Source organism: Pseudomonas sp. PS1(2021) (genome assembly GCF_020405165.1).
Lineage (GTDB): Bacteria > Pseudomonadota > Gammaproteobacteria > Pseudomonadales > Pseudomonadaceae > Pseudomonas > Pseudomonas aeruginosa.
Window position 1 is genome coordinate 4,298,505 of sequence record NZ_CP084484.1, and the last position, 21,284, is coordinate 4,319,788.

Sequence of the window (21,284 nt, forward strand, 5' to 3'; positions counted from 1 at the left end):
AGCCCACATGTTCCGCCCACGACTGCTCTTGACCAGCCTCGCCATCGCCCTCGGCGCCTGTTCGCCGCAAGACCCGCAGGCCGTCACCAGTGCCGCCCTGGCGCAACAGGTGATCCTGCCGACCTACAGCCGCTGGGTGGAGGCCGACCAGGCCCTGGCCAGCAGCGCCCTGGCCTACTGCCAGGGCAAGGAAGACCTGGCCAAGGCCCGCGACGCGTTCCACGCCGCGCAGAAGGCCTGGGCCGAGCTGCAACCGCTGCTGATCGGCCCGCTGGCCGAGGGCAACCGCGCCTGGCAGGTGCAGTTCTGGCCGGACAAGAAGGATCTGGTCGGGCGCCAGGTCGAACAGTTGCTGAAGAACAACCCGCAGGTCGACGCCGCGGCCCTGGCCAAGGCCAGCGTGGTGGTGCAGGGGCTCTCCGCCTACGAATACATCCTCTTCGACAGCAAGATCGACCTCGCCGACGCCGCCACCAAGGCCCGCTATTGCCCGTTGCTGGAAGCCATCGGCACCCACCAGCAGCAACTGGCCCAGGACATCCTGGCGCGCTGGAAGAACGACGGCGGCATGCTCACCCAGATGAGCAAGTTCCCCAACGACCGCTATGCCGACGCCCACGAGGCGATCGCCGAGCTGCTGCGGGTCCAGGTCACCGCCCTGGACATGCTGAAGAAGAAACTCGGTACTCCGCTGGGCCGGCAGAGCAAGGGCATTCCCCAGCCCTACCAGGCCGAGGCCTGGCGCAGCAACGCCTCGCTGGCCAGCCTGGACGCCAGCCTGAGCGGCGCCCAGGCGCTCTGGGAAGGTATCGACGGCAAGGGCCTGAAGACCCTGCTGCCGGCCGAACAGAAGGCCCTGGCCGGCAAGATCGACGCCGCCTACGCCGAAAGCCACGCGAAGCTGGCGGCGCTGGAACAGAAACCGCTCTCCGAACTGCTCGCCAGCGAAGACGGGCGCAACCAGCTCAACGCCCTCTATGACAGCCTGAACGTGGTCCACCGCCTGCACGAAGGCGACCTGGCCCGCGCCCTCGGCGTGCAACTGGGCTTCAACGCCAACGATGGCGACTGAGGTCGGCACCATGCTGCGACGTCATGTGATCGGCCTGGGCAGCCTGCTGCTCGGCGCCTTGTCCTTCGGCGGCTGGAGCTTCAGCCGCCAGGGTAGTCAACCGCTGGTGCTGTCGGCGCGCGACGACGCCGATGGCCAGCATTACGCGGTGGGCTACCGCCTGGACGGCAAGTGCCAGTTCGCCACCCGCGTGGCCCAGCGCTGCCACGACATCGTCCAGCACCCGAGCCTGCCGCTGGCGCTGTTCGTCGCCCGCCGGCCAGGCACCGAAAGCTACCTGATCGACCTGAACGACGGTCGCCTGCTGCAGACCCTGGTCTCGCAGAAAGACCGCCACTTCTACGGCCACGGCGTGTTCCACCAGAGCGGCGAGTGGCTCTACGCCACCGAGAACGACACTACCGATCCCGGTCGCGGCGTGCTCGGCGTCTACCGTTTCGACGGCGAGCGACTGCAGCACAGCGGCGAGATATCCACCCACGGCCTCGGGCCGCATCAGGTTTCCTGGATGCCCGACGGCGAGACCCTGGTAGTGGCCAATGGCGGCATTCGCACCGAGGCGGAAAGCCGGGTCGAGATGAACCTCGACGCCATGGAGCCCAGCCTGGTGCTGATGCGCCGCGACGGCAACCTGCTGTCCAAGGAAACCCTGGCGCAGCAGATGAACAGCGTCCGCCACCTGGCGATCGGTCGCGACGGCACCATCGTCGCCGGCCAGCAGTTCATGGGCGATGCCCACGAACATGCCGACCTGCTGGCGATCAAGCGCCCCGGCCGTCCCTTCGAAGCCTTCCCGGTGGCCGAGGAGCAGCGCCTGGCGATGGCCCAGTACACCGCCAGCGTGGCGATCCACGACGACCTGCGCCTGGTGGCCCTGACCGCCCCGCGCGGCAACCGTTTCTTCATCTGGGACCTGGACAGCGGTGCCGTACGCCTCGACGCGCCGTTGCCGGACTGCGCCGGCGTGGGCGCGGTGAAGAACGGCTTCGTCGTCACGTCCGGACAGGGCCGTTGCCGCTTCTACGACTGCCAGGGCGAGCGCATCGCCGCGCAACCGCTGGAGCTGCCTTCCGGCCTCTGGGACAACCACCTGCACCTGGCCTGAGAGCGCGGCGTCAACCTCTCGCCATACCGGTCCGCGAAAGTCGGAAGCGACCTGCAACACGCTTGAAATCTTTCGCCAATCCTGTGCTTTGACAAGCCTTGAAAGCTGCACGTAATGTGTCGGATTCGCCCCGAAACGGGGCGCTCTCGGCATACCAGGGACCAGGATTATGTTGCTCCGCCGCATGTTGATCATGCTCGCCGCGGTGATCGCCGTGGTGGCGATTCTCGCCGGCTACAAGGTCTACTCCATCCGTCAGCAGATCGCCCTTTTCAGCGCACCGAAACCGCCGATCAGCGTGACCGCCAGCCTGGCCGAAAAGCGTCCCTGGCAGAGCCGCCTGCCAGCCATCGGCAGCCTCAAGGCATTCCAGGGCGTGACCCTCACCGCCGAAGTCTCCGGCACAGTACGCGACGTACTGTTCCTTTCCGGCGACCAGGTGAAGCTGGACCAACCGCTGATCCAGCTGGAAAGCGACGTCGAGGAAGCCACCCTGCGCACTGCCGAGGCCGATCTCGGCCTGGCCAGGGCCGAGTACCAGCGCGGCCGCGAACTGATCGGCAGCAAGGCCATCTCGAAAAGCGAATTCGACCGCCTCGCCGCGCAGTGGGCCAAGACCAGCGCCACCGTCGCCGAACTGAAGGCGGCACTGGCGAAGAAGCGCGTGCTCGCGCCCTTCGCCGGGACCATCGGCATCCGCCAGGTGGACGTCGGCGACTACGTCTCGCCCGGGACGCCGATCGCCACCTTGCAGGACCTTTCCACCCTGCTCCTGGATTTCCACCTGCCCGAGCAGGACTTCCCCCTGCTCAGCCGCGGCCAGTTGGTGAAGGTCCGGGTCGCCGCCTACCCCGGCCAGGTGTTCGACGCCGAGATCGCCGCCATCAACCCCAAGGTCGACAACGAGACCCGCAACCTGCAGGTCCGCGCCGCCCTGGAGAACCCGGACGGCAAGCTGCTGCCGGGCATGTTCGCCAACCTCGAGGTGATGTTGCCTGGCGAGGAACAACGCGTCGTGGTGCCGGAGACGGCGATCACCTTCACCCTCTACGGCGACTCGATCTACGTCGTCGGGCAGAAGAAGGACGAGCAGGGCCAGGTGTCGAAGGATGACAAGGGCCAGCCGCAACGGGTCGTCGAGCGCCGCTTCGTCAGGATCGGCGAACGCCGCGAAGGCCTGGCGGTGGTGCTCGAAGGCCTGGAGGGCGGCGAGCAGGTAGTGACTTCCGGGCAACTGAAGCTCGACAACGGCGCCGCGGTGGCCATCGTCGCCGAGCGGGACCTCCAGCAAGAGCACTGAGTCGCGCGCCTTCCCGCTCCAAGGCGGAAGGCTTGCCAAGGGACTGAAACATGGCTTTTACCGATCCGTTCATCCGTCGTCCGGTCCTGGCGAGCGTGGTCAGCCTGCTGATCGTCCTGCTCGGCATGCAGGCCTTCAGCAAGCTGGTGATCCGCGAGTATCCGCAAATGGAGAACGCGCTGATCACGGTGACCACGCTCTACGCCGGAGCCAACGCGGAGACCATCCAGGGCTACATCACCCAACCGCTGCAGCAGAGCCTGGCCAGCGCCGAAGGCATCGACTACATGACCTCGGTGAGCCGGCAGAACTATTCGACCATCTCCATCTACGCGCGGATCGGCGCCAATACCGATCGCCTGGTCACCGAGCTGCTGGCCAAGTCCAACGAAGTGAAGAGCCAACTGCCGCCGGACGCCGAGGACCCGGTGCTGCAGAAGGAGGCCGCGGATGCCTCGGCGCTGATGTACATCAGCTTCTACAGCGAGCAGATGAACAACCCGCAGATCACCGACTACCTGTCGCGGGTGATCCAGCCCAAGCTGGCGACCCTGCCCGGTATCGCCGAGGCGGAGATCCTCGGCAACCAGGTGTTCGCCATGCGCCTGTGGCTGGACCCGGTGAAGATGGCCGCGTTCGGCGTCACCGCCGGCGAGATCAACCAGGCGGTGCAGCAGTACAACTTCCTCGCCGCCGCCGGCGAGGTGAAGGGCCAGTTGGTGGTCACCAGCGTCAATGCTTCCACCGACCTCAAGTCGCCCCAGGCCTTCGCCGCCATCCCGGTGAAGACCGACGGCGACCGCCGGGTGCTGATGGGTGATGTCGCACGGGTCGAACTGGGCGCCGCCAGCTACGACGCGATCAGTTCGTTCAATGGGATTCCCTCGGTCTACATCGGCATCAAGGGCACGCCCAGCGCCAACCCGCTGGACGTGATCAAGGAAGTGCGGGCGAAGATGCCCGAACTGGAAGAGCAATTGCCGCCCAACCTCAAGGTGTCCATCGCCTACGACGCCACGCGCTTCATCCAGGCCTCCATCGATGAAGTGGTGAAGACCCTCGGCGAGGCGGTGCTGATCGTCATCGTGGTGGTGTTCCTGTTCCTCGGCGCGTTCCGTTCGGTACTGATCCCGGTGGTGACCATTCCGCTGTCGATGATCGGCGTATTGTTCTTCATGCAGGCCATGGGCTACTCGATCAACCTGCTGACCCTGCTGGCGATGGTCCTGGCCATCGGTCTGGTGGTGGACGACGCGATCGTGGTGGTGGAAAACATCCACCGCCACATCGAGGAGGGCAAGCCGCCCTTCGAGGCTGCCCTGGAGGGCGCGCGGGAGATCGCCGTACCGGTGGTCAGCATGACCATCACCCTCGCCGCGGTCTACGCGCCGATCGGCTTCCTCACCGGCCTCACCGGCGCCCTGTTCAAGGAGTTCGCCTTCACCCTGGCCGGCGCGGTGATCATTTCCGGGATCGTCGCCCTGACCCTGTCGCCGATGATGTGCTCGCGCCTGTTGCGCCACGAGGAGAATCCCTCGGGCCTGGCGCATCGCCTCGACCTGATCTTCGAGGGCCTGAAGCAACGCTACCAGCGCGCCCTCCACGGCACCCTGGACACCCGTCCGGTGGTCCTGGTGTTCGCCGTGCTGGTACTGGCGCTGATCCCGGTACTGCTGATGTTCACCAAGAAGGAGCTGGCGCCGGAAGAGGACCAGGGCATCGTGTTCCTCATGACCAACTCGCCGCAAACCGCCAACCTCGACTACCTGAATCGCTACACCGCCGAGTTCGAAGGCATCTTCCGCAGCTTCCCGGAGTATTACTCGGCGTTCCAGATCAACGGCTACAACGGCGTCCAGGCCGGCATCGGCGGCATGCTGCTCAAGCCCTGGGACGAACGCGAAAAGAGCCAGATGGAATTGCTCCATGCGGTGCAGGCGAAGCTCAACGAGATTCCCGGCGTGCAGATCTTCGCCTTCAACCTGCCGTCGCTACCGGGCACCGGCGAGGGCCTGCCATTCCAGTTCGTGCTCAACACCGCCAACGACTACGAGTCGCTGCTGCAAGTGGCGCAACGGGTGAAGCAGCGCGCCAGCGAGTCCGGCAAGTTCGCCTTCCTCGATCTCGACCTGGCGTTCGACAAACCCGAGCTGGTGGTCGACATCGACCGCGAGAAGGCCGCGCAGATGGGCGTCTCCATGCAGGACCTGGGGGTGGCGCTGGCCAGCCTGCTCGGCGAGGGCGAGATCAACCGCTTCACCATCGACGGGCGCAGCTACAAGGTCATCGCCCAGGTCGAACGCCCCTATCGCGACAATCCCGGCTGGCTCGGCAGCTACTACGTGAAGAGCCGCAACGGCCAACTGGTCGCCCTCTCGACCCTGATCGAGACCCACGAACGGGCACGGCCACGGCAACTGAACCAGTTCCAGCAGCTCAACTCGGCGATCATCTCCGGCTTCCCCATCGTCAGCATGGGCGAGGCCATCGAGACGGTTCAGCAGATCGCCCGCGAGGAAGCCCCGCGTGGCTTCGCCGTCGACTACGCCGGCGCTTCCCGGCAATACGTGCAGGAAGGCAGCGCATTGCTGGTCACCTTCGGACTGGCCCTGGCGATCATCTTCCTGGTCCTCGCCGCACAGTTCGAAAGCTTCCGCGATCCGCTGGTGATCATGGTCACCGTGCCGCTGTCGATCTGCGGTGCGCTGATACCGCTGTTCCTCGGCGTGTCGAGCCTGAACATCTATACCCAGGTCGGCCTGGTGACCCTGATCGGCCTGATCAGCAAACACGGCATCCTGATCGTCGAGTTCGCCAACCAGTTGCGCCACGAACAGGGGCTGGGGCGTCGCGAGGCCATCGAGCAGGCCGCCGCGATCCGCCTGCGGCCAGTACTGATGACCACCGCGGCGATGGTGCTCGGGGTGATCCCGCTGATCCTCGCCACCGGCGCCGGGGCGGTCAGTCGCTTCGACATCGGCATCGTGATCGCGACCGGCATGTCGGTGGGCACCCTCTTCACCCTGTTCGTCCTGCCGTGCATCTACACCCTGGTGGCCAGGCCGGATGCCCCGCCAGGCGTGACGCAAGCGGCAAACGCACACTGATCGGAAACGGCGGACAGCGACAACAGCGCTGTCCGCCGGCGCTGTCGCCCCATCCCACAGCCCTCCGGGCGCGATCCTATGTCCGCCGGCAGCCGCCTCCAGTAGACTGCCCGCTGAAACGCAGTGGTGAGACGAGCATGGCCGAGAGCGCTTTTTCCGAACGTATCGTGCAGAACCTGCTGGATACCGACTTCTACAAGCTGACCATGATGCAGGCGGTGCTGCACAACTATCCCAACGCCGAGGTGGAATGGGAGTTCCGCTGCCGCAACCAGGAAGACCTGCGCCTGTACCTGCCGGCCATCCGCGAACAACTGGAATACCTGGCGGGCCTGGCGATCAGCGACGAGCAACTGGCCTTCCTCGAACGGATTCCCTTCCTCGCGCCGGACTTCATCCGCTTCCTCGGGTTGTTCCGCTTCAACCCGCGCTACGTGCAGACCGGCATCGAGAACGACGAATTCTTCCTGCGCCTGAAAGGTCCCTGGCTGCACGTGATCCTCTTCGAAGTGCCGCTGCTGGCGATGATCAGCGAGGTGCGCAACCGCGCCCGCTACCCGGCCGCCACCGTCGAGCAGGCGCGCGAACGCCTGCAGGAAAAGTTCGATTGGCTGCGCCGGGAGGCCAGCGCCGAGGAACTGGCCGGCTTCAAGATGGCCGACTTCGGTACCCGCCGCCGCTTCTCCTATCGGGTCCACGAGGCGGTGGTGAGCGGTCTGAAGGAGGACTTTCCGGGCTGCTTCGTCGGCACCAGCAACGTCCACCTGGCACGCAAGCTCGACCTCAAGCCCCTCGGCACCATGGCCCACGAATGGCTGATGGCCCACCAGCAGCTCGGTCCGCGCCTGATCGACAGCCAGAGTGCCGCGTTGGACTGCTGGGTCCGCGAATACCGTGGGCTGCTCGGCATCGCGCTGACCGACTGCATCACCACCGATGCCTTCCTGCGCGACTTCGACCTCTATTTCGCCAAGCTCTTCGACGGCCTCCGCCACGACTCGGGCGACCCGTTGCTGTGGGCGGAAAAGACCATCGCCCACTACCTCAAGCTGGGCATCGACCCGCTGACCAAGACCCTGGTGTTCTCCGACGGCCTCGACCTGCCGCGGGCCCTGAAGATCTATCGCGCGTTGCAGGGCCGGATCAACGTCAGCTTCGGCATAGGTACGCATTTCACCTGCGACCTGCCGGGCGTCGAGCCGATGAACATCGTGGTGAAGATGAGCGCCTGCAACGGCCATCCGGTGGCAAAGATCTCCGATACGCCCGGCAAGGCGCAATGCCGGGACCCTGACTTCATCCACTACCTCAAGCACGTGTTCCAGGTCGCCTAGAGCAAGCCTGGCGCGCTGCGGCAAGGTGGCGCATGAGGCCTGGTCCTTATTCGGCCCATGCCTCCGACGATCTCATCGCCCATGAAAAAGCCCCGCCAAGGCGGGGCTTTTTCGACAAGGAGACTCAGCGCGACAGGCTGGCTCCCCCCTGGGAAAGACCGAACATCAGCAGCAGGATGTCCTTGTTCGGCTGGACCTCCTGGCGCGTCGGCCGCTCGGCCTTGAGCGCCGAAGGTGTCGGGCAGTACTCATGACCGCCGCTCATCTGCACCACGTTCGGCGCGGGTTCGTGCCAGGCGGCAGCCGCGGCTGTAGCCACGGCGAGAGCGCCGACCAGCAACAAACCTCGAGTGATTTCTAATTTCATGTCTGCAACCCTTTGATGGCGCTGCCAAACGCCGTCTGGTAACCATAGATGAAGGCTTGCCACTGCGCGCCAGTCCACGACGAACGGCGCTTCAACTGCTTCAGGTCGTGCTGGGACGCCTTGTTCACCGTAAGGCGGCGGCGGCTCTTCTCCAGGTCGATCAGCGCTACTTCGATGGCCTCGCCCTCGACGCGGACGAAGATGTGCTTCGGATAGAGACAACCGTGCTGCCAGTGGGCGAGATTCATCCGGGCAATGGTAGCGCCGATTTGTTGCAGAATTCTTTGGTGCTTCGCTTCGCCCCAGCGGTCCTGGTCACCGCGCGCATAGCACTCGTCGAGGCTGGAGAAACCCTCCAGGGCTTCGGTCACCAGCAGCGCCTGCCATTGTCCGTCGACCTTGCGGCAGCCGGAATAGACCAGGCGCGGCACGCGAATACCAAGCGACTCGAAGGCCCGTAGCGCATCGCGCTCGCGCATGGCGGTGGGATAGCCGAAAGGGCGCTGCCAGTCGCGGTAGACGTGGCCGGTCTGCTGCTTGCGATAAAGCAGCCGTCCATCGCCGGTGTACACCCGCTGCACGCCGCTGGCCCCGCCGCGGCGCTCGTTGGGCTCCTCGACCCAGCTGCCGGGTACCTGCAACCACTGGTCGATGGCGGAGTCGCCGGAGATACGTTGCAGGGATGCCAGATCGGGAGCCATCGTTATTCCTTTCGCAAGATATAGACCCGCCACATGTGATACAGCGGGATGAAATCGAGATGCTTCTGGACGACGAAGCCGGCGTCGCGGAACTCGCGCTCGACCGTTTCGGCTGGTAACACGAAGCGGTTCTGGTAGCCGGTCTGTTCCCCGTTCGCTACCCGCCGTGCCTCCATGCGCCTACGCTTCCAGGCCTTGAAATTGCCATCGACCCAGAGGGAAAGAATCACGCTGTCCCGCGTGACCCGGTGAAACTCGCGGAGCAGGACGCGTCGATCGTCCGCCTCGCCGATGTGGTGGAGCAGCCGCATGCAGAAGATATTGTCCACCGAGCTGTCCGGCAGGTCGATGGCGAAAGCGGAAGTCTGCAAGGGCCGTACCCGTTTCACCACACCGTCCGGCTGACCGGCGCAGGCGACCGCCAGCATGTCCGCGGAATTGTCGGCGCCGATGATCACCCGGTTGTCCTTTTCCGCCAGCAGCGGCCAGAAGCGTCCGGCGCCGCAGGGCAGGTCGAGCACCAGGTTGGGCTGCCCCGCGAGCTTCAGCGCGTGCCGGGCGAGTTGGACGTCGCGCCGGTGGGAAAGTTTCCGGGCGAGGCCGTCCTGATGCTTCTTCAGGTAGGCCTCAGCATGCTCGCGATCATACTTGTGAGAAAAGTCGAGGTCGACAGGCGGATTGTTCATGACGGGAACTCCAGGATTCATGAGACGAACGGTATGAATCCAGCCGTCAAGCTCGGGTCAAGGGGTGGTGAATTTTTCGTCAAGCAACATCGAGTAAAACTTCGAACCGGCAGCCGTGCGGCTCCACCGCGCTGAGGGTTACGCTCCAGCCCTCGGCCGCGCAGATCCGCTTCACCAGCGAGAGCCCGAGGCCAAGGCCTTCGCCGCGCCCGGAGCTGGAACTGCCGCGAACGAAGGGCATGAAGATGCGTTCGCGTTGTTCTTCCGGGACGCCCGCCCCGGTGTCCTCGACGCTGAAACCATGCTCGTCGAGGGTCAGCGTGATGCTCCCGGCATCGGTGTAGTGGGTCGCGTTGCGTAACAGGTTGCCCATCACCGCGCGCAGCAGTGGCGCGTTGAACTGGCCGGCGCAGGCACCTTCGTTGCGGTAGTGCAGGGTCAGTCCTCGCGCCTCGACCTGTTCGCGCCAGACCTGGACCAGGTCGTCGGCGATGCTCTCCAGGCTACCGTGGGGCGCCAGGCTTTCCTCGCCCTTCTGCGCACGCGCCAGCAACAGGAAGGTTTGCACCAGGTCGCGCATCTCCTCGGTGGCCTTGGTCATCCGCTCCAGTTGGCCACGGGCGCGCGGGCCGAGGCTGGGTTCTTCGGCCAGCAGTTCGCACGAGGTGGCGATGACCATCAACGGCGTACGCAACTCATGACTGACGTCGCTGGTGAACAATTGCTCGCGCTTGAGCGCGTCGCGCAGGCGGCCAAGGGTCTCGTCGAAGGAAGCGGCCAGCTCGCCGACCTCGTCGTTGGCGTAGTCCGGCGCCAACGGCGGCGCCAGACCGAGCAACTGTTCGCGATGCCGCACCTGGCGCGCCAGGCGCACCACCGGCTCCATCACCTTGCGCGCGAGCATCCAGCCAAGCAGGCCGGCCAGGGCGATGCTCAGCACGTAGCCGGTCAGCACCGAGGCGTAGAGCACCTGCTCGCGCGCTTCGAAATCGCTCTGGTCCTGCAGCAGGACGAAACGGCGACCATCGATATCGCGCACCAGCGCATGGAACGACAAGTCGCCCTCGAACACTTCGTGGAAACCGACATCCAGTTGGTCCAGCGCCGGCGGCATGGCGTAGGAGCCCTGGCCGTCGCTGATGAAGAAGCGCATGCCGGGATCGAGCACCGGGTTGCGTCCCTGGGCCAGGTCGTCGCGCAGGATGCGCTCCAGTTCGCCGCCCAGGTCGCGGGAAATCAGGCGCTCCTCGATGATGTGGACCACGCCGACGATGCCGGCGGAGAACAGTCCTCCCACAGCGACCGTCATCAGCATGAAGGCGATGACGATCCGGCGGGCGAGGCTCTGCTTATACTCCATTCGGCTCCTCCGCCAGGCGGTAGCCAACGCCATGCACCGTATGCAGCAAGGCCACGGAGAATGGCTTGTCGATCACCTGACGGAGTTGATGGACGTGGCTGCGCAGGCTGTCGCTGTCCGGGCAGTCGTCGCCCCAGACCGCTTCCTCCAGGGCATCCCGGCGCACCACATGGGGGCTCTTCTGCATCAGCACGGCGAGCAGCTTGAGGCCGATCGGGTTGAGCTTGAGCGACTTGCCCGCGCGCTTGACCTCCAGGGTGTCCAGGTCATAGCTGAGATCGGCCACGCTCAGCTCGCGGCGGCCGCCACCCTGGGCGCGACGCAGCACCGCCTCGATACGTGCGGAAAGTTCGGAAAGGGCGAAGGGCTTGACCAGGTAATCGTCGGCGCCGGAACGAAACCCCTGCAGGCGGTCGTCCAACTGGTCGCGGGCGGTGAGCATGATCACCGGCGTATCGCGCCGTGCGTCTTCGCGCAGGCGCCGGCACAGGGCATAGCCGTCGATTCCCGGCAGCATCACGTCGAGCACGATCAGGTCGTAGTGCTCGGTGGCCGCCAGGTGCAGGCCGGACAGCCCGTCCTGCGCGCAATCCACGGTATAGCCCTTGAGCGACAGGTAATCGGCCAGGTTGGCCAGGATGTCGCGGTTGTCTTCGACCACCAGTATTCGCATGTCCCACTCCTTCGCAGGAAGACCGATCGAGCGCCTCTCGCGCATTTACGGATTCTTCACCGGCGATTCACACCGGCTCTACGCTCGCCACCAGAGACTGCATGGCGTCTTCCATGGCCGCCGATCATAGCGGCTTTGCGGATGCGCACGAACCCCGGCGGTGGATTTAACCAGCGTCGAAGTCAAGAGAACGTCAACGCCAGCGTTGGAGATCGCATGACCCAGGCCGCCGTCCATTCCCCTTCCCGTCCATTCAACCCCTGGCTGTTCCTCGCCCTGCCGCTGGGCCTGGCGGCACTGCTGCTGGCCTTCGAGCCGGTGACCCTCGACCTCGCCCTGGCCAACCTGATGTACGACCCGGGCGCCGGCTTCATCGGCCGGCACAGTTGGTTCCTGGAGAACATCCTGCACGACCGGGTCAAGCAACTGGTGATCGCCATCAGCGTCCTCGGCCTGCTGGTCTCCATCGCCGGACTGTTCCACCGGCCATGGCGCGCACTGAGCAGGCCGCTGGCCTATGTGTTCCTCGCCATGAGCCTTGCAGCCAGCATAGTCACTCCGCTCAAGGCGCTCACCGCCGTGCAGTGCCCCTGGAGTCTGGCGCAGTTCGGCGGCGAGGAAACCTATAGTTCGCTGCTCAGCCCACGGCCGCCGACCGAGCACCCCGGACGCTGCTGGCCGGGCGGGCACGCATCGTCCGGATTCGTCCTGTTCGCGCTGTTCTTCGCCCTGCGCGACCGCAAGCCCAGGCTGGCGCGCTACGCTCTGGCCTTCGCCTTCGCCATGGGCTGCCTGCTGTCGCTGTCGCGCATGCTGCAAGGTGCGCACTTCCTCTCGCACAACCTGTGGACGATGCTGTTCGACTGGCTGATCTGCCTCGGCCTGTACCGCCTGATGCTCTACCGACCGGAGAAGCGAGGACAGCGCAACGGCGGCGCCGACGAAAACCGCGTTCAGGGAGACGGTTCGTCCGCTCCCAGCACGCCGAACTCGATGGGCACCTTCATGTAGAACAGCCGCACACCCGCCTGGCGGATCGACTCGAACAGCCGTTCTGCCTGCTCGGGATCGACCGCCATGAGGATTTCCTGCGGCTGGTCGGCCAGCTCGAAGAAATGCATCGAATGCAGCCGGCCGCTCTGGCCGAAGCCTTCGCTGGCAGCCAACGCGGTGGCACCGCGCACGCCCAGGCGGCGCGCCTCTTGCAGCAGCCAGTCGCAGATCGGCTGGCCCTGGTGGCAGCGCCCCTGCTGGGTGATGAAGGTCAGTTGATAGCCTTGCATGGTCGGTCCTCCCGCTGCGCTATTTGCCCAGCATCCAGTTCATCGAGAACAACCCCAGCAGAGTCATCAGCAACGAGCCGCTGACGTGCGTCGCGATGGCCCCGGCGGCCCAGCCCAGGCGGCCCTCCTGAAGCAGGCTGACGACCTCGGCGGAAAAGGTGGAGAAAGTGGTCAGGCCGCCGCAGAACCCGGTGATGATCAGTAGCCGCCATTCCGGAGCGATGCCCGGCGCCTGGGCGAAATAGGCAATCGCCGCGCCGATGACATAGCCGCCGACCAGGTTGGCCAGCAGCGTGCCGGGGGGAATGCTGGGCAGCAGGCTGTTCAGCTTTAGCCCGAGGAACCAGCGCAGCAACGCCCCCAGGGCGGCGCCGAGGGCGATGGCGAGAATGGATTTCCACATAGTCCTGTCCTTGTAGGAGCGATTCGGACAGGCGGCAGGCGAGCGCCTACGCGCCTTTCCAGGTTCATGCGTAGGCATCATCAGCCCCAGGGGCGGTTGAAGGAGGAATGCCATCTCCTGTCGGCAAGATTGGCACAAAGCGAGGCACCTATCAAAGGCCGGAGTACGCCGGATCGCCCGAAGCGTGCCAGTCTAGGGAACCTTTCCCCTTCCTTCGCCGGAGTCCCCCATGCGCCCAGCCCTGCTGCTTTGCTGCCTGTTCCTGTCCGCCACCGCCCAGGCCGAGGATTGCTCGCCGCAAACCTCTGTCGGTAGCTGGTGCGAGCTGCCGCTCGCGGCCCTCCACCCGACCCAGCAGAATGTCGGCCTGCTGCAGGTCGAGGATGACCAGGCCAAGCTCGCCGGGAAGAAGCCCAAGGCTCTCGAGCGCTACTTGCGCAAGAAGGAGATTCCGGTGGTGATCGGCCCCGGCGGCCGCTTCTACCTCACCGATCGCCATCACCTGAGTAGCGCGCTCTGGCGCCTGGACCCGAAACAGGGCGTACCGGTGAAGGTGATCGGCCGGCTACCTCAGGCCACCGACTTCTGGAAGAAGATGCAGGAAAACCACTGGGTCTGGCTGCACGATGCGCGTGGCGCGGAGATCCCGCCCGAGGCGCTGCCGGACGCTCTCGCCGGGCTTGGCGACGATCCCTACCGCGCCCTGGCCGGCTACGCCGAGGACGAGAACGCCTTCGACAAGGATCGGCAGAGCTATTTCATCGAATTCCACTGGGCGCGCTATTTCGGCGAACGCATGCACTGGCGGCCGATCAGCCGCGCCACTCTGCCCGACGACCTGAAGCAGGCGCTGCGCCTGGCCTGCGAACCGGCGGCAAAGGAGCTGCCGGGCTACCGCCAGGACTGCCCGCGCTGAGGAATAAAAAAAGCCCCGCCGAAGCGGGGCTTTTCCAACCACAGGGGCCGGTCGGCTTACATCATGCCGCCCATGCCGCCCATGCCGCCCATGTCAGGCATGCCGCCCATGGCCGGCTTGTCTTCCACGATCTCGGCAACCATGGCTTCGGTGGTGATCATCAGACCGCCGATGGAGGCCGCAGCCTGCAGAGCGGAACGAGTGACCTTGGCCGGGTCCAGGATGCCCATCTCGATCATGTCGCCGTACACGCCGGTAGCAGCGTTGAAGCCGTAGTTGCCGGAACCCTGCTTGACCTTGTCGACCACTACGCTCGGCTCGTCGCCGGCGTTGGCCACGATCTGGCGCAGCGGCGATTCGACGGCGCGACGCAGCAGGGCGATACCGACGTTCTGCTCCTCGTTGTCACCCTTCAGGCCTTCGATGGCTTGCAGGGCACGAACCAGGGCTACGCCGCCGCCGGGAACCACGCCCTCTTCCACCGCTGCACGGGTAGCGTGCAGGGCGTCTTCGACGCGGGCTTTCTTCTCTTTCATCTCGACTTCGGTGGCAGCGCCTACCTTGATCACGGCAACACCGCCGGCCAGCTTGGCCAGGCGCTCTTGCAGCTTCTCGCGGTCGTAGTCGGAAGTGGTTTCCTCGATCTGCTTGCGGATCTGCAGGACGCGGGCTTCGATATCAGCCTGCACACCGGCGCCATCGATGATGGTGGTGTTTTCCTTGTTGATCACGACGCGCTTGGCGTTGCCCAGGTGCTCCAGGGTAGCGCCTTCCAGGCTCAGGCCGACTTCTTCGCTGATCACGGTACCACCGGTGAGGATGGCGATGTCCTGCAGCATGGCCTTGCGGCGATCGCCGAAGCCCGGAGCCTTGACAGCCGCGACCTTGACGATGCCACGCATGTTGTTTACCACCAGGGTGGCCAGGGCTTCGCCCTCGACGTCCTCGGCGACGATCAGCAGCGGACGGCCGGCCTTGGCGACGGCTTCCAGCACCGGCAGCATTTCGCGGATGTTGGAGATCTTCTTGTCGACCAGCAGCAGCAGCGGGCTATCCAGCTCGGCAGCCATGGTGTCCGGCTTGTTCACGAAGTAGGGGGACAGGTAGCCACGATCGAACTGCATGCCTTCGACGACGGACAGTTCGTTTTCCAGGCCCGAGCCTTCCTCGACGGTGATCACGCCTTCTTTACCGACTTTTTCCATGGCTTCGGCAATGATCTGGCCGATGGACTCGTCGGAGTTGGCGGAGATGGTGCCTACCTGGGCGATGGCCTTGGTGTCGGCGCAGGGCTTGGCCAGCTCTTTCAGCTGGGCGACGATGGCCACGGTGGCCTTGTCGATGCCACGCTTCAGGTCCATCGGGTTCATGCCGGCGGCAACGGCCTTCAGGCCTTCGTTGACGATGGCCTGGGCCAGGACGGTCGCGGTGGTGGTGCCGTCACCGGCAGCGTCGTTGGCCTTGGAGGCAACGTCTTTCACCAGTTGCGCGCCCATGTTCTCGAACTTGTCTTTCAGCTCGATTTCCTTGGCGACGGAAACGCCGTCCTTGGTGATGGTCGGAGCGCCGAAGGACTTGTCCAGAACCACGTTGCGGCCTTTCGGGCCGAGGGTGGCCTTGACGGCATCGGCCAGCACGTTCACGCCGACCAGCATTTTCTTGCGAGCGGAATCGCCGAACTTAACTTCTTTGGCAGCCATGTTCTCTTTCCTCTAAATCGAATTCGGTGAAAACGGAGTGGTGAGACCGATCAGTCTTCCAGGACGGCGAGGATTTCGGACTCGCCCATCACCAGCAGTTCCTCGCCATCGACCTTGATGGCGTTGCTGCCGGAGTAAGGCCCGAAGACCACCTTGTCGCCCACCTTCACTGCCAGAGCGCGCACTTCGCCGTTGTCCAGTACACGACCGGTACCTACGGCTACCACTTCACCGCGGTTCGGCTTCTCGGCGGCGGAACCCGGCAGCACGATGCCGCCTGCGGTCTTGGTCTCTTCCTCGCTGCGACGGATAACGACGCGATCATGCAGAGGACGAAGCTTCATAGTCGTAACTCTCCCAAACAGTGGTTTCCAACGGCCGGATCGAAGTCCGGCGGGTTTTGTTGAAGCCGGCGTTGCCGGGTTGCGACTCGACGCGCGAGCCGCGTAAGACAGCCTGCCCTTGTGGCAGGGACCTTGCGGTGACCGTTACATAAGGTCGCCACAAGCCATTTCAAGGGCATGCAGTGAAATTTTTTTTCAGTTGCGCGAATCGTCGCGGCGCTCGTACTCGCCCTCGATGACGTTCGGCCGCGACGGACCCTGTCCGTAGCGGGCGTTCAGGTCGTCGGCGAAGGCGCGCCGGCGCAGCGCCTGCTGTTCGACGCGGCGGCGCAGGCCGCCGAGCATCAGGCGACGGGTGAAAGGAATCAGGCAGAGGATGCCGAAGATGTCGCTGATGAAACCCGGCAGCATCAGCAGGCCGCCGCCGACGGCGATCAACAGGCCTTCGAGCATTTCCTGCTCCGGCAGTTCGCCACGGGCCAGTCGTTCGCGGGCGCGCCAGGCGGTGGCCACGCCGGCCACGCGCAACAATGCGGCACCGATGAAGGCGCTGGCGACGATCAGGAACAGGGTCCAGCCGACCCCGATGACACTGCCGACCTTGATCAGGACGGCCAGCTCGACCAGCGGGAAGAGCAACAGCAGAAAGAGGAAAGCGCGCATTTCAGAGTCCTTGGCGGGGCCCGTTTGCCCCCGGTACCACCAGTAGTTGGCGCCAGCCGGGGAAGAATTCAACCCTGCTCCGGCTCGACGGTAGGCCAGCGCTCGGCCCTGGCCAATTGCACCAGCGCCTGGCGCACGGCCCCGGGGTTGCCGCAGGCGGCGGGGAACGGCAGCCAGTGCAGGCCCTGGCCGATGCGCAGGTGGAAACCTTCTGTATCAATTCCCGCCAGCTGCGCCGCGGCATGCGCCGGCAGTCCGGCCAGTTCCACATAGTGGGCGATGGCGGCGGCGTGGTCGCTGTTCATGTGCTCGACCATGCCGCGCTCGGCTTCTCCGGCGAACGGATTGGCCAGCGGCACGCGCTCGGCGGCCAGCCAGTGGATCGCGCCGAAACCGCCGATGAAACGCCACTGGACCGGCTGCAGCACCCAGAAGTCGAAATCGTGGACCCGATGGTAGTCGGCGGACTCGGGGAAATAGCGGTAGTAACGCTCGGCCGCCGCGGCGACCTCCTCCTCCGCCAATTGCCGCGCCTCGGCCAGCAGGGTGAGGCGGCCGACAGCCTGGATATCCTCGGCGCCGCGCTCGCCTACCAGCATCGAGCAGCGCGGGTCCGCCTGCAGGTTGTGGGTGTGCTGGGCGATCCGGCTGATCAGGATCAGCGGCCGGCCTTCGGCATCCAGGCAATAGGGAACCACCGAACCGAAAGGAAAGCCCGGCCATTTCTTCGAGTGGGTGGAAAGGACCGCACGGTATTCCTTGAGCAGCAATTCTCGGGCATTCTTTGCAGCTTCAACGCTCAATTTATGACTCCTTGCATAGAATCCGTCGTAAACGGACGGGCATATCAAAGTACGTTCGCAGGTGCCGGCAAGGTCCGCTTCCAGAAACTGCTCGTGGGGTTCCAAGCAATGCAATTGAAAGACAAGGTCATCATCATCACCGGCGGCTGCCAGGGGCTCGGCCGGGCAATGGGCGAATATCTCGCCGGCAAGGGCGCCAGGCTGGCCCTGGTCGATCTCAACCGCGAACGTCTCGACGAAGCCGTCGCTGCCTGCAAGGCCGCCGGCGGCGACGCTCGCGCCTACGTGTGCAACGTGGCGGACGAGGAACAGGTTACCCACATGGTGGCCCAGGTCGCCAGCGACTTCGGCGCGATCAACGGCCTGGTCAACAACGCCGGCATCCTCCGCGACGGCCTGACCATCAAGGTCAAGGACGGCCAGTTGAGCAAGATGAGCCTGGCCCAATGGCAATCGGTGATCGACGTCAACCTCACCGGTGTGTTCCTCTGCACCCGCGAAGTGGCGGCGAAGATGATCGAGCTGAAGAACGAAGGCGCGATCGTCAACATTTCCTCGATCTCCCGCGCCGGCAACATGGGCCAGGCCAACTACTCGGCAGCCAAGGCCGGGGTGGCCGCGGATACCGTGGTCTGGGCGAAGGAACTGGCGCGCTACGGCATCCGCGTGGCCGGCGTGGCGCCGGGCTTCATCGAGACCGAGATGACCGCCGGGATGAAACCCGAGGCGCTGGAGAAGATGACCGCCGGCATCCCCCTCAAGCGTATGGGCAAGCCGGTGGAGATCGCCCACTCGGTGGCCTACATCTTCGAGAACGACTACTACACCGGCCGCGTTCTCGAACTGGACGGCGGCCTGCGCCTGTAGGCCCCGGCCCCGCAAGGAAAAAGCCCCGCTATCGCGGGGCTTTTTCGTGCAGGCCGGCTTACCAGCCGACCCCGAGGCCGAAGGTATAGCGGCGCTGGTTGACGTTGCCGTCGTTGCCGCTGAACTTGTCCCATTCCGCCTTCATGCTCAGCGAAGCCCAGCTGGTCAGCTTGTAGCGGATCCCCGCCTCGGTCTGCAGCTCGTAGTCCAGGCCGGATTGCAGCGGCTTGCTGACCTCGCCGTTGGTGAACAGCTCGAACTGCTTGGCCAGCAGGTAGCGGTTGTAGTCCCACTTGAAGCTCGACGAATAGAAGTGCTCCTTCTCGCCATCGGCGAACTCGTAGTCGTTGCGGTTGACCAGGGTGGCGATGGAGAACGCGCCCAGCTCGTTGTCCCAGAACTGGTAGCCGGGGCCGGTACCGACGGTACGCTTCTTCGCCAGGTCCTCGATCATGTCGCGCTTGTAGGCGACCTGGCCCTGCCAGAACCAGTGGTCGTCGATGAAGCGGTCCAGCGCGTACTGGCCGGAATAATTGTCGGTGCTGACCTGGCCGTTCTTCTTCTCGCGGTTGTACTCGCCCTGCACGTTGTGGCGCCAGAGTCCGTGGCGGGCGTTGGTCTTGAAATCGATGTCGTAGTCGGACACATCGTTCTCGGCCTGCTTGCGGTCCAGCGAGAAATCGACGTTGCCGTTCCATACCCAGTCCTGGAGGATCGGCTTGGGCGGCATCATCTGCTGGATGCTGGCCAGCTCCACGGTCTTCGGCTCGCCGTTGACCAGGGTCACCTGGCCCGGCCCGGCGGCCTTGATGCCCTTGGAGTGCTCGCCAGTCTCGGCATCCTGCTTGACCAGCAGGTTCTGCTCGCTCTCGAAGGTGGAGATCTTGTCCCACTTGAGCGTGATGTCGCCGCCATAGTCGGTCTTCAGCAGCAGCTTGCCGCCGTCGAACAGGGTGATCTTGCCGGTAAGGCGGTCACCGTTCTTCATCCAGACCGTATCGGCAAGGGCAGAGGTGGAACTTGCAAGGGCAGCGAGGCACAGCAGGATTCTCGACAACATGAGCACAAATCAACTGAGTTGGGTTCGAAGAGGCCGGCATTATCCAAATGCCGGGCGGCAGAGCAAGGACCGGGGCACGGGCGGTAAAGTTCAGCCGGATCGACCGAAAGGTGAGCCGCGTCACCAGCCGACGCCGACCCCGATCAGGTAATGCCGGTCGGACTGGGTGCCCCCCTCGGTGCGCAACTGGTCCAGTTCATAGAGGAACGAAAGACGCGCCCAACTGTTCAGGCGATAGCGCAGGCCGTATTCGCTGTCGAGCAGGTAGTCGATCCGCTCGATGCCGGGAACCAGCACGGTCCCCTTGCTGTACAGCTCCAGCCGGGTGCCGGCGAGCAGCCGCTTGTAGTCCCACTCCAGCGAATAGGAGGTGAAATCCTCGCGCGGCTGATCGCGCCACTCCAGTTGCCAGCGACTGATCTCGGCGACCAGGTCGAAACGCCCAAGTTCGTCGTCCCAGAACTGGTAGCCGGGGCCGGTTCCCAGCGCGCTCTGGCGCTCCAGGTTGTCGATCGCATCGTGCTTCTGCGAATAGCTGCCGCGCCAGAACCAGTGTTCGTCGAAGAAGCGATCGAGGTCGTAGTCCAGCTCCCAGTTGTCCTCGACCTTGCGCCCGTCCTTCTTTTCCCGCTCCACTTCCCCCGCCAGCACGTGGCGCCAGGCACCGTGGCGAAGCCGGGTATCGCCCTTGAGCTTCCATTCGTCCTTGTCGCTGTCGTTGCGCTTGCTATCCAGCTTGACGTCGAGATTGCCCTCCCAGACCAGGTCCTCCACCAGCGGTCGCGGCGGCACCATCTGGCGAATACTGGCCAGCGGGACGGTATGGCTGCCGCCATCGACGATCCGCACCATGCCCTTGCCCGCCGCCTCCAGGGTTCGGCTACGCTGCCCGGATACGCCCTGCTGCTTGATCAGCAGGGGTTTGTCGGAACTGATGGTGTCGATATCCTTCCAATCGATCAGCACCTGGCCGGCATAACGGGTCTTCAGCGCCAGCTTGCCGCCGTCCATCAGCACGATCTCGCCGGACAGGCGGTCGCCGTTGTCCAGCCATACGGTGTCGGCCAGCGCGGGGCCGGCCAGGAGCATCACGACGATTGAACAGAGGGCTCTGAGCGACATGGGCGTTCACAAGGCGGACAGGAAAGGGAAAACCGATGAGCATGCATGGGCCGGCAGCGACCCGGCAAGTGCCCAGGCGCGCCGCGAGGCCCTGTACCTGGTGCTGGCGCAGGTGCCGCCGGGGCAGGTGGTCAGCTACGGGCAACTGGCCGAACTGGCCGGCCTAGGCCGCGCCGCTCGCTGGGTCGGCAGGACGCTCAGCCAGTTGCCGGTGGATACCCGCCTGCCCTGGCATCGGGTTCTCGGCGCCGGCGGTCGCATCAGCCTGCCGGCGGACAGTCCCGGCGGTCGCGAACAACGCGCACGCTTGCGCGAGGAAGGCGTTCTCCTGCACAACGACAGGGTGGACATACGTCGGCATGGCTGGCTTACAGCGAAGTAGAGCGGTTAGAGTGCGCGTTATTTTTTGCGGAACGGT

At 64.9% G+C, this 21,284-nt stretch carries 22 protein-coding genes and 1 riboswitch; of the genes, 9 read left to right on the forward strand and 13 right to left on the reverse strand.

Annotated features, from left to right (window positions below; translation table 11 throughout):
• Positions 1 to 7: 7 nt before the first annotated feature.
• From LE197_RS20595 to pncB, 5 genes are all read left to right on the forward strand, one after another.
• Entirely contained in the window at positions 8 to 1,072 is a 1,065-nt protein-coding gene (locus tag LE197_RS20595) for an imelysin family protein (protein ID WP_003116197.1), read from the forward strand.
• A 10-nt stretch (positions 1,073 to 1,082) separates the two neighbouring features.
• Positions 1,083 to 2,177: a DUF1513 domain-containing protein gene (locus tag LE197_RS20600; protein ID WP_003094019.1), complete on the forward strand. Its 1,095-nt coding sequence runs from the start codon at positions 1,083 to 1,085 to the stop codon at positions 2,175 to 2,177.
• Positions 2,178 to 2,346: 169 nt separating this feature from the next.
• On the forward strand, positions 2,347 to 3,477 hold the full coding sequence (mexV, locus tag LE197_RS20605) for a multidrug efflux RND transporter periplasmic adaptor subunit MexV (RefSeq protein ID WP_003102651.1): 1,131 nt from the start codon (positions 2,347 to 2,349) through the stop codon (positions 3,475 to 3,477).
• Between the two features lie 50 nt (positions 3,478 to 3,527).
• Positions 3,528 to 6,584, forward strand: a complete 3,057-nt coding sequence (gene mexW, locus LE197_RS20610; RefSeq protein ID WP_003112762.1) for a multidrug efflux RND transporter permease subunit MexW — start codon at positions 3,528 to 3,530, stop codon at positions 6,582 to 6,584.
• A 137-nt stretch (positions 6,585 to 6,721) separates the two neighbouring features.
• The gene (pncB, locus tag LE197_RS20615) at positions 6,722 to 7,918 is read left to right on the forward strand and encodes a nicotinate phosphoribosyltransferase (RefSeq protein ID WP_003102657.1); all 1,197 of its coding nucleotides are present in this window, start codon (positions 6,722 to 6,724) and stop codon (positions 7,916 to 7,918) included.
• Positions 7,919 to 8,042: 124 nt separating this feature from the next.
• On the opposite strand, the gene LE197_RS20620 is transcribed toward pncB, so the two are convergent.
• The 5 genes from LE197_RS20620 to LE197_RS20640 all read right to left on the reverse strand — a co-directional run bounded on the left by LE197_RS20620 (position 8,043) and on the right by LE197_RS20640 (position 11,705).
• Positions 8,043 to 8,285 carry a hypothetical protein gene (locus tag LE197_RS20620; RefSeq protein ID WP_003102660.1) on the reverse strand — a complete coding sequence of 81 codons (243 nt, stop codon included), beginning with the start codon at positions 8,283 to 8,285 and terminating at the stop codon, positions 8,043 to 8,045.
• Positions 8,282 to 8,986, reverse strand: a complete 705-nt coding sequence (locus LE197_RS20625; protein ID WP_003094029.1) for a lipopolysaccharide kinase InaA family protein — start codon at positions 8,984 to 8,986, stop codon at positions 8,282 to 8,284. The genes LE197_RS20620 and LE197_RS20625 overlap by 4 nt, the downstream gene beginning before the upstream one ends.
• A gap of 2 nt (positions 8,987 to 8,988) precedes the next feature.
• Positions 8,989 to 9,672: a class I SAM-dependent methyltransferase gene (locus tag LE197_RS20630; RefSeq protein WP_003094031.1), complete on the reverse strand. Its 684-nt coding sequence runs from the start codon at positions 9,670 to 9,672 to the stop codon at positions 8,989 to 8,991.
• A gap of 79 nt (positions 9,673 to 9,751) precedes the next feature.
• The gene (locus tag LE197_RS20635; RefSeq protein WP_003094037.1) at positions 9,752 to 11,032 is read right to left on the reverse strand and encodes a sensor histidine kinase; all 1,281 of its coding nucleotides are present in this window, start codon (positions 11,030 to 11,032) and stop codon (positions 9,752 to 9,754) included.
• Positions 11,022 to 11,705: a response regulator transcription factor gene (locus tag LE197_RS20640; RefSeq protein WP_003094039.1), complete on the reverse strand. Its 684-nt coding sequence runs from the start codon at positions 11,703 to 11,705 to the stop codon at positions 11,022 to 11,024. Before LE197_RS20640 ends, LE197_RS20635 begins: the two co-directional genes overlap by 11 nt.
• A gap of 216 nt (positions 11,706 to 11,921) precedes the next feature.
• Here LE197_RS20640 and LE197_RS20645 point away from each other — a divergent pair, with 216 nt between their 5' ends.
• Positions 11,922 to 12,716: a phosphatase PAP2 family protein gene (locus tag LE197_RS20645; protein ID WP_003094044.1), complete on the forward strand. Its 795-nt coding sequence runs from the start codon at positions 11,922 to 11,924 to the stop codon at positions 12,714 to 12,716.
• On the opposite strand, the gene LE197_RS20650 is transcribed toward LE197_RS20645, so the two are convergent.
• Together LE197_RS20650 and crcB are read right to left on the reverse strand one after the other, a co-directional pair.
• Positions 12,659 to 12,988: a DUF190 domain-containing protein gene (locus tag LE197_RS20650; RefSeq protein WP_003094048.1), complete on the reverse strand. Its 330-nt coding sequence runs from the start codon at positions 12,986 to 12,988 to the stop codon at positions 12,659 to 12,661. The two genes, LE197_RS20645 and LE197_RS20650, sit on opposite strands and share 58 nt — an antisense overlap.
• A gap of 19 nt (positions 12,989 to 13,007) precedes the next feature.
• Positions 13,008 to 13,391 (reverse strand): fluoride efflux transporter CrcB, encoded by a 384-nt coding sequence (gene crcB, locus LE197_RS20655; RefSeq protein ID WP_003094051.1) that lies wholly within the window; start codon positions 13,389 to 13,391, stop codon positions 13,008 to 13,010.
• A 64-nt stretch (positions 13,392 to 13,455) separates the two neighbouring features.
• Positions 13,456 to 13,518: riboswitch (Fluoride riboswitch) on the reverse strand.
• Positions 13,519 to 13,620: 102 nt separating this feature from the next.
• On the opposite strand from crcB, the gene LE197_RS20660 reads away from it, so the two are divergent.
• Complete coding sequence (locus LE197_RS20660) at positions 13,621 to 14,307, forward strand: ParB-like protein (protein WP_003094054.1); 687 nt, start codon at positions 13,621 to 13,623, stop codon at positions 14,305 to 14,307.
• Between the two features lie 56 nt (positions 14,308 to 14,363).
• On the opposite strand, the gene groL is transcribed toward LE197_RS20660, so the two are convergent.
• The 4 genes from groL to LE197_RS20680 form a co-directional block, all read right to left on the reverse strand.
• Positions 14,364 to 16,007 (reverse strand): chaperonin GroEL, encoded by a 1,644-nt coding sequence (gene groL, locus LE197_RS20665; RefSeq protein WP_003094059.1) that lies wholly within the window; start codon positions 16,005 to 16,007, stop codon positions 14,364 to 14,366.
• A 50-nt stretch (positions 16,008 to 16,057) separates the two neighbouring features.
• On the reverse strand, positions 16,058 to 16,351 hold the full coding sequence (locus LE197_RS20670) for a co-chaperone GroES (protein ID WP_003094064.1): 294 nt from the start codon (positions 16,349 to 16,351) through the stop codon (positions 16,058 to 16,060).
• Between the two features lie 195 nt (positions 16,352 to 16,546).
• Positions 16,547 to 17,014, reverse strand: a complete 468-nt coding sequence (locus LE197_RS20675) for an FxsA family protein (protein ID WP_003094066.1) — start codon at positions 17,012 to 17,014, stop codon at positions 16,547 to 16,549.
• A gap of 68 nt (positions 17,015 to 17,082) precedes the next feature.
• Entirely contained in the window at positions 17,083 to 17,817 is a 735-nt protein-coding gene (locus LE197_RS20680; RefSeq protein WP_003112758.1) for a HugZ family protein, read from the reverse strand.
• Positions 17,818 to 17,925: 108 nt separating this feature from the next.
• Here LE197_RS20680 and LE197_RS20685 point away from each other — a divergent pair, with 108 nt between their 5' ends.
• Positions 17,926 to 18,684: an SDR family oxidoreductase gene (locus LE197_RS20685; RefSeq protein ID WP_003094072.1), complete on the forward strand. Its 759-nt coding sequence runs from the start codon at positions 17,926 to 17,928 to the stop codon at positions 18,682 to 18,684.
• 58 nt (positions 18,685 to 18,742) lie between these two features.
• On the opposite strand, the gene LE197_RS20690 is transcribed toward LE197_RS20685, so the two are convergent.
• Together LE197_RS20690 and LE197_RS20695 are read right to left on the reverse strand one after the other, a co-directional pair.
• On the reverse strand, positions 18,743 to 19,750 hold the full coding sequence (locus LE197_RS20690) for a DUF481 domain-containing protein (protein ID WP_003120892.1): 1,008 nt from the start codon (positions 19,748 to 19,750) through the stop codon (positions 18,743 to 18,745).
• Positions 19,751 to 19,864: 114 nt separating this feature from the next.
• Positions 19,865 to 20,866 carry a DUF481 domain-containing protein gene (locus tag LE197_RS20695; protein ID WP_003120893.1) on the reverse strand — a complete coding sequence of 334 codons (1,002 nt, stop codon included), beginning with the start codon at positions 20,864 to 20,866 and terminating at the stop codon, positions 19,865 to 19,867.
• Between LE197_RS20695 and LE197_RS20700 the strand changes: the two genes are divergently transcribed.
• Entirely contained in the window at positions 20,865 to 21,248 is a 384-nt protein-coding gene (locus tag LE197_RS20700) for an MGMT family protein (protein ID WP_003112757.1), read from the forward strand. The two genes, LE197_RS20695 and LE197_RS20700, sit on opposite strands and share 2 nt — an antisense overlap.
• Positions 21,249 to 21,284: the final 36 nt, after the last annotated feature.

Excerpts from the sequence above, each read along its gene's own strand:
- LE197_RS20595 (WP_003116197.1), top strand. The coding sequence starts at position 8 with ATGTTCCGCCCACGACTGCTCTTGACCAGCCTCGCCATCGCCCTCGGC.
- LE197_RS20600 (WP_003094019.1), top strand. The coding sequence starts at position 1,083 with ATGCTGCGACGTCATGTGATCGGCCTGGGCAGCCTGCTGCTCGGCGCC.
- mexV (WP_003102651.1), top strand. The coding sequence starts at position 2,347 with ATGTTGCTCCGCCGCATGTTGATCATGCTCGCCGCGGTGATCGCCGTG.
- mexW (WP_003112762.1), top strand. The coding sequence starts at position 3,528 with ATGGCTTTTACCGATCCGTTCATCCGTCGTCCGGTCCTGGCGAGCGTG.
- pncB (WP_003102657.1), top strand. The coding sequence starts at position 6,722 with ATGGCCGAGAGCGCTTTTTCCGAACGTATCGTGCAGAACCTGCTGGAT.
- LE197_RS20620 (WP_003102660.1), bottom strand. The coding sequence starts at position 8,285 with ATGAAATTAGAAATCACTCGAGGTTTGTTGCTGGTCGGCGCTCTCGCC.
- LE197_RS20625 (WP_003094029.1), bottom strand. The coding sequence starts at position 8,986 with ATGGCTCCCGATCTGGCATCCCTGCAACGTATCTCCGGCGACTCCGCC.
- LE197_RS20630 (WP_003094031.1), bottom strand. The coding sequence starts at position 9,672 with ATGAACAATCCGCCTGTCGACCTCGACTTTTCTCACAAGTATGATCGC.
- LE197_RS20635 (WP_003094037.1), bottom strand. The coding sequence starts at position 11,032 with ATGGAGTATAAGCAGAGCCTCGCCCGCCGGATCGTCATCGCCTTCATG.
- LE197_RS20640 (WP_003094039.1), bottom strand. The coding sequence starts at position 11,705 with ATGCGAATACTGGTGGTCGAAGACAACCGCGACATCCTGGCCAACCTG.
- LE197_RS20645 (WP_003094044.1), top strand. The coding sequence starts at position 11,922 with ATGACCCAGGCCGCCGTCCATTCCCCTTCCCGTCCATTCAACCCCTGG.
- LE197_RS20650 (WP_003094048.1), bottom strand. The coding sequence starts at position 12,988 with ATGCAAGGCTATCAACTGACCTTCATCACCCAGCAGGGGCGCTGCCAC.
- crcB (WP_003094051.1), bottom strand. The coding sequence starts at position 13,391 with ATGTGGAAATCCATTCTCGCCATCGCCCTCGGCGCCGCCCTGGGGGCG.
- LE197_RS20660 (WP_003094054.1), top strand. The coding sequence starts at position 13,621 with ATGCGCCCAGCCCTGCTGCTTTGCTGCCTGTTCCTGTCCGCCACCGCC.
- groL (WP_003094059.1), bottom strand. The coding sequence starts at position 16,007 with ATGGCTGCCAAAGAAGTTAAGTTCGGCGATTCCGCTCGCAAGAAAATG.
- LE197_RS20670 (WP_003094064.1), bottom strand. The coding sequence starts at position 16,351 with ATGAAGCTTCGTCCTCTGCATGATCGCGTCGTTATCCGTCGCAGCGAG.
- LE197_RS20675 (WP_003094066.1), bottom strand. The coding sequence starts at position 17,014 with ATGCGCGCTTTCCTCTTTCTGCTGTTGCTCTTCCCGCTGGTCGAGCTG.
- LE197_RS20685 (WP_003094072.1), top strand. The coding sequence starts at position 17,926 with ATGCAATTGAAAGACAAGGTCATCATCATCACCGGCGGCTGCCAGGGG.
- LE197_RS20700 (WP_003112757.1), top strand. The coding sequence starts at position 20,865 with ATGGGCGTTCACAAGGCGGACAGGAAAGGGAAAACCGATGAGCATGCA.
- LE197_RS20695 (WP_003120893.1), bottom strand. The coding sequence starts at position 20,866 with ATGTCGCTCAGAGCCCTCTGTTCAATCGTCGTGATGCTCCTGGCCGGC.